3 protein-coding genes are annotated in these 4,806 nt (G+C 45.6%); 2 read left to right on the top strand and 1 reads right to left on the bottom strand.

The window, feature by feature from the left end:
* Positions 1-295: 295 nt before the first annotated feature.
* On the top strand, positions 296-3,313 hold the full coding sequence (locus tag IQ264_RS31615) for a Tn3 family transposase (protein ID WP_193986560.1): 3,018 nt from the start codon (positions 296-298) through the stop codon (positions 3,311-3,313).
* A gap of 19 nt (positions 3,314-3,332) precedes the next feature.
* Here IQ264_RS31615 and IQ264_RS31610 read toward each other — a convergent pair whose 3' ends face one another.
* The gene (locus IQ264_RS31610) at positions 3,333-3,554 is read right to left on the bottom strand and encodes a copper chaperone (protein ID WP_193986558.1); all 222 of its coding nucleotides are present in this window, start codon (positions 3,552-3,554) and stop codon (positions 3,333-3,335) included.
* A 188-nt stretch (positions 3,555-3,742) separates the two neighbouring features.
* On the opposite strand from IQ264_RS31610, the gene IQ264_RS31605 reads away from it, so the two are divergent.
* Positions 3,743-4,576 carry an aldo/keto reductase gene (locus IQ264_RS31605; RefSeq protein ID WP_193986556.1) on the top strand — a complete coding sequence of 278 codons (834 nt, stop codon included), beginning with the start codon at positions 3,743-3,745 and terminating at the stop codon, positions 4,574-4,576.
* Positions 4,577-4,806 lie beyond the last annotated feature (230 nt).

Below are 4,806 nucleotides of genomic sequence, written 5' to 3'. Positions count from 1 at the left end.
GAGCTGACGGACTATTGTCGGAAGAGTAGTGGCTATACTCTGCCGTGGTTAACTGAGTGTTGGCTCTAGAAGAGAGTGTGTCGGAAGTAAAAAATGGCTGAAATCCTTATCTAGTAAGAGTTTCACTCGCTACTTTGCGGCTGGTGTCAGCTTCGCTATTTCTGGGCCAAACACTGCCTGTTTTGTGGCAGGCAATTGAGTTGCGATTGCCACAACTGCCATGCTCCGATTGCATCATTCGCGTACAAGTTTTGCCCCAATTGCGGAACAGCTTATGCTGACAAGGGAGGCGGCCTTGCCGGTTGAATTTCTCACTATCGCACAGCAAAAGTGTTACGGACGCTATGCAGACGAACCCACCCCCACCCAGTTGGAACGTTATTTCTATCTCGATGACAGAGAGCGGCAGCTAGTTAACCGTCGCCGGGGCGCACATAATCGGCTGGGTTTTGCTTTACAACTATGCACGGTGAGGTTTTTAGGCACTTTTTTGGTTAACCCAACTGACGTACCACCCGGAGTGGTCAATTATCTAGCCCAGCAACTGGAAATTAAAGATATTCAGTGTTTATCCCATTATCTGGAACGAACCACTACTCACAGAGAACATGCGGGGGAAATTCAACGCCTCTACGGGTATCGGGATTTCCACGACCCACCGGAATACTGGCGGCTGGTGCGCTGGCTGTATCAACGAGCTTGGTTGAGTGCCGAACGTCCTAGCGTACTGTTTGACTTAACCACTGCCCGGTTGGTAGAACGCAAAATTCTACTGCCTGGGGTGACTACTCTGACTCGCTTGATTGCGCGGATTAGAGAACGAGCTAATCAGCGTTTGGAGCAAGCTTTGTTCCGGCTAGCTCACCCACAACAACGAGTTAACCTAGAAAAATTACTCGTGGTGGGGGAAAACTCCCGCCAAACTCCTTTTGAGCAATTGCGAAAGTCACCCACCCGCATTAGTGCATCAGGATTAGTAGCGGCGCTCCAGAGGTTGGTTTCCATCCGGGCTTTGGGGCTTAACGAACTGAATTTCACTAAGATTCCCACTGCTAGATTGCAGTTGTTAGCTCGCACGGGGGCTGGTTCTAAAGCACAAGCTATTGCCAGAATGCCTGAGCCACGCCGGATTGCGACTTTACTGGCATTTGCTTATGTTTGGCAGGTAGTGGCGATGGATGATGCCATCGATCTGTTAGATTCGCTGGTGAGAGAACTATTGGCTTTCTCGCAACGCCAGGGCATTAAAGAGCGGCTGCGAACTTTAAAAGACTTAGATGCTGCCGCGCTATTGTTATCTGCGGCTTGTCAAGTCTTGCTCGACCCCGATTATAGTGATCCAGTGGTGCGGCCCACAGTATTCGATCTGTTCGACCCAGAGGAGCTGGCCAAAGCCATACAAACAGTCAACGAACTGGCGCGACCAGAGTATGATAACAATTACTATGAGTTAATGCGACAACGATGGCGGCAAGTCCGACGATTTTTACCGCACCTATTGAAGACGATAGAATTCCAGGCGACTAAAGCGGGACAACCAGTTTTGCAAGCGTGGCATTTTCTCAAGTCAATCGAAGGGGTGAGAAAGCCTGACTGGGATAGTGCACCTTTGCAGATAGTCACCAGTCCCAGCTGGTGGCGCTGGTTGGTAGACGAAAACGGCCAATTTAATCGTCAAGCTTTTACTTTTTGCGTGCTGCAAGCTTTGCGTGCTGCCTTGCGGCGGCGGGACTTGTTCGTTTTCCCTTCCCGTCGTTGGGGCAATCCAGGGTCGCAATTATTGCAGGGTGAGGCTTGGATTGCCGCTAAACCTCAAGTGTGTCGGTTATTAGAGCGAGAGCCCACACCTCTGAAAGAATTAGAGAATTTAGCAGCACAACTGGGTGAAGCTTATCAACGCACCACAGCCAATTTTTCTGATAATGCGGCAGTGCGGATAAATTTGGTCGATGGGAAGGAAACTTTGGTGCTGACTGGTTTGGAAAAAATTGAGGAACCATCAAGTTTGAAACTCTTGCGACAGCAAGTGGAGAATTTACTACCTAGAGTAGACTTACCAGAATTATTGTTAGAGGTGCAAGCTTTAACTGGATTTGCTTCCGAGTTTACTCATATCAGTGAGGCAACGGCTAGAGTGCAAGATTTGCCCACTAGCATTTGTGCCGTGCTGTTGGCAGAAGCTTGTAATATTGGCTTGGAACCTTTGGTGCGTGCCGATGTTCCGGCTTTGACTAAAGACCGACTCTCTTGGGTCAAGCACAATTATCTGCGCCAGGAAACTATTATCAAAGCTAATGCACGCTTAGTTGATGCCCAGACTAATATTCCTCTAGCACAAAGCTGGGGTGGCGGAGAGGTAGCTTCTGCTGATGGATTGCGCTTTCAAGTTCCGGTCAGAACGATTAATGCAGGCCCTAATCCTAAGTATTTTGGCGTGGGACGGGGCATCACTTATTACAATTTTACTTCTGACCAGTTTACTGGTTTTCACAGTATCTTGATTCCGGGGACATTGCGCGATTCTCTGTTTTTGCTTGAGGGATTGTTGGAACAACAGACTAGCTTGCGTCCTACGGAAATTATGACTGATACAGCAGGTTATTCCGATATTGTCTTTGGATTGTTTTGGCTGCTCGGCTATCAGTTCAGTCCGCGATTGGCAGATATTGGGGAAGCTAGATTTTGGCGGATAGATGCTACGGCTAATTATGGGGTTTTAGATGGATTAGCTAAAAATCGGATTAATACCGAGTTAATTGCCCAAAATTGGGAGGATTTACTCAGAGTGGCTGGCTCTTTGAAGTTAGGGACCGTTAGTGCTTCGGATCTGATGTATGCTTTACAGGGGGGGAAAAATCCCTCCAGTTTGTCCAAGGCCATTGCCGAATTGGGGCGAGTTGCGAAAACTCTGTATTTGTTGGCTTACATTGATGATGAGGCTTACCGTCGCCGCATTTTAATTCAACTCAATCGCGGTGAAAGTCGTCATTCTTTGGCGCGGGCTGTGTTTCATGGGCAGCGTGGCGAATTGCGCCAGCGTTATCGGGAGGGTCAAGAAGATCAGTTGAGTGCGTTGGGGTTAGTTGTTAACGCCATCGTCTTATGGAATACTTTGTACTCCGATGCAGCACTTAATCATCTCCGAGTTACTCAAGCTTTTGTCAACCCTGAAGATATCACCAGATTGTCCCCTCTGAAATACAAACATATCAATATGCTGGGGCGTTACCACTTTTCTTTACCTGAAGCCGTACTCCGCGGGGAAATGCGTCCGCTGCGCGATGTCGCCGAATTTTCAGCTTATGAAGCCTGAAATCCTCTGTGGGTAAGGTTTACAGCCTTAGCGTACATTTTCGTTCCATTGCTACTCGTGGGCGTTTAATAGACTCTTCAGAAGCAACTGGTGTATTAGAATCAGGTGAATCTACAGTAACAGTTTTAGATTCTACATCTACTTCTACCTTGGCAGTGGGATCTACTGTAGCAATAGCCTCGGTCAGTTTTTGTGCCTCTTGTGAATTGCTAAGAGTGGGAACATTTAATTTCAAGGACATAGCTATATTTCAATTCCTTCCTAATAACGAAAAGTTTTTTTAACTTTAGAGATTAATTTCGAGTGTGGCATCTATCATTGGAAATTAGTCATTAGGAAGAAGAAAAATTAAATTTTGACTATGATAATACAAGGGTTTATGCCTGGTTTTTAGGAATTATTGAAGATGTCTAAAGGATGGAAACAGTCATGCGAAATCTTAAGTTACCCTCTGGACAATTAATTCCGGTTCTGGGCATGGGTACATGGCAGATGGGAGAAAATACAAGAAATCGCCAAAGTGAAATTGATGCCTTACGTTATGGGTTGGATTTGGGTTTATCTTTAATTGATACGGCAGAAATGTATGGAGAAGGAGGCGCAGAAGAAGTGATTTCACAGGTAATAACGAATCGTCGTGCATCCGTGTTTTTGGTTAGTAAAGTTTATCCTCATAATGCCTCGAAACAAGGGACAATTGCTGCCTGTGAAAGAAGTCTTAAAAGATTAAAAACAGACTACCTTGACCTTTACCTACTCCATTGGCGCGGTTCTATACCGTTAGCAGAAACCCTCGAAGCATTTCAAACTCTGCAACAAGCAGGCAAAATTCGCAGTTATGGAGTGAGTAATTTTGATGTGGAGGATATGCAGGAAGTTAGTCAGTTGAAGGGGGGAAACGGAATTGTTACTAATCAAGTCCTCTATAATCTGGCACGCCGGGGAATAGAATGGAACTTATTACCCTGGTGTCAGGAACGCAATATCCCAATCATGGCTTATTCTCCCATTGAGCAAGGTCGGTTGTTGAATAACCAGACACTGAATGCAATAGCGCAGGAACGTGGAGTTACGGCGGCGCAAGTAGCTTTAGCTTGGTTGTTGCATCAGGAGGATGTAATTGTAATTCCCAAATCTAGTCAAATCAATCATATACAACAGAATTATGCAGCATTGGATTTGAAATTGAGTACAGACGAACTAAATACTTTGGATGCTGCGTTTCCACGTCCTCCTAAACCTGTTCCTTTGCAAATGCTTTAATTATTTTCATCAATCACTTTTCCTCGCATCGTCTTAATCTGACTCCGCTTTGTTTTGCTATCCAGACGTTTTCTTTGAGAACTGCGAGTTGGCTTGCTTTTTTGGTTCTTCCGTACTTACTGTGCTAAATTATTAGGGAAGTGTTAAGCATCAAAGAGATGAAGAATAGATTACTGACTAAGTTGCTAAACCTACCAGGAGTTATAGTAGAAGAAAGTCAAGAAACAGAA

Source organism: [Phormidium] sp. LEGE 05292 (assembly GCF_015207735.1).
In the GTDB taxonomy this organism is placed as follows: Bacteria; Cyanobacteriota; Cyanobacteriia; order Cyanobacteriales; family Aerosakkonemataceae; genus Floridanema.
The sequence above is the reverse complement of the archived record's forward strand: the minus strand, read 5'-3'. Positions and strand labels throughout refer to the sequence as shown.

Bases quoted from the DNA above. Each gene is read 5' to 3' on its own strand.
- IQ264_RS31605 (WP_193986556.1), top strand. From the start codon at position 3,743: ATGCGAAATCTTAAGTTACCCTCTGGACAATTAATTCCGGTTCTGGGC.
- IQ264_RS31610 (WP_193986558.1), bottom strand. From the start codon at position 3,554: ATGTCCTTGAAATTAAATGTTCCCACTCTTAGCAATTCACAAGAGGCA.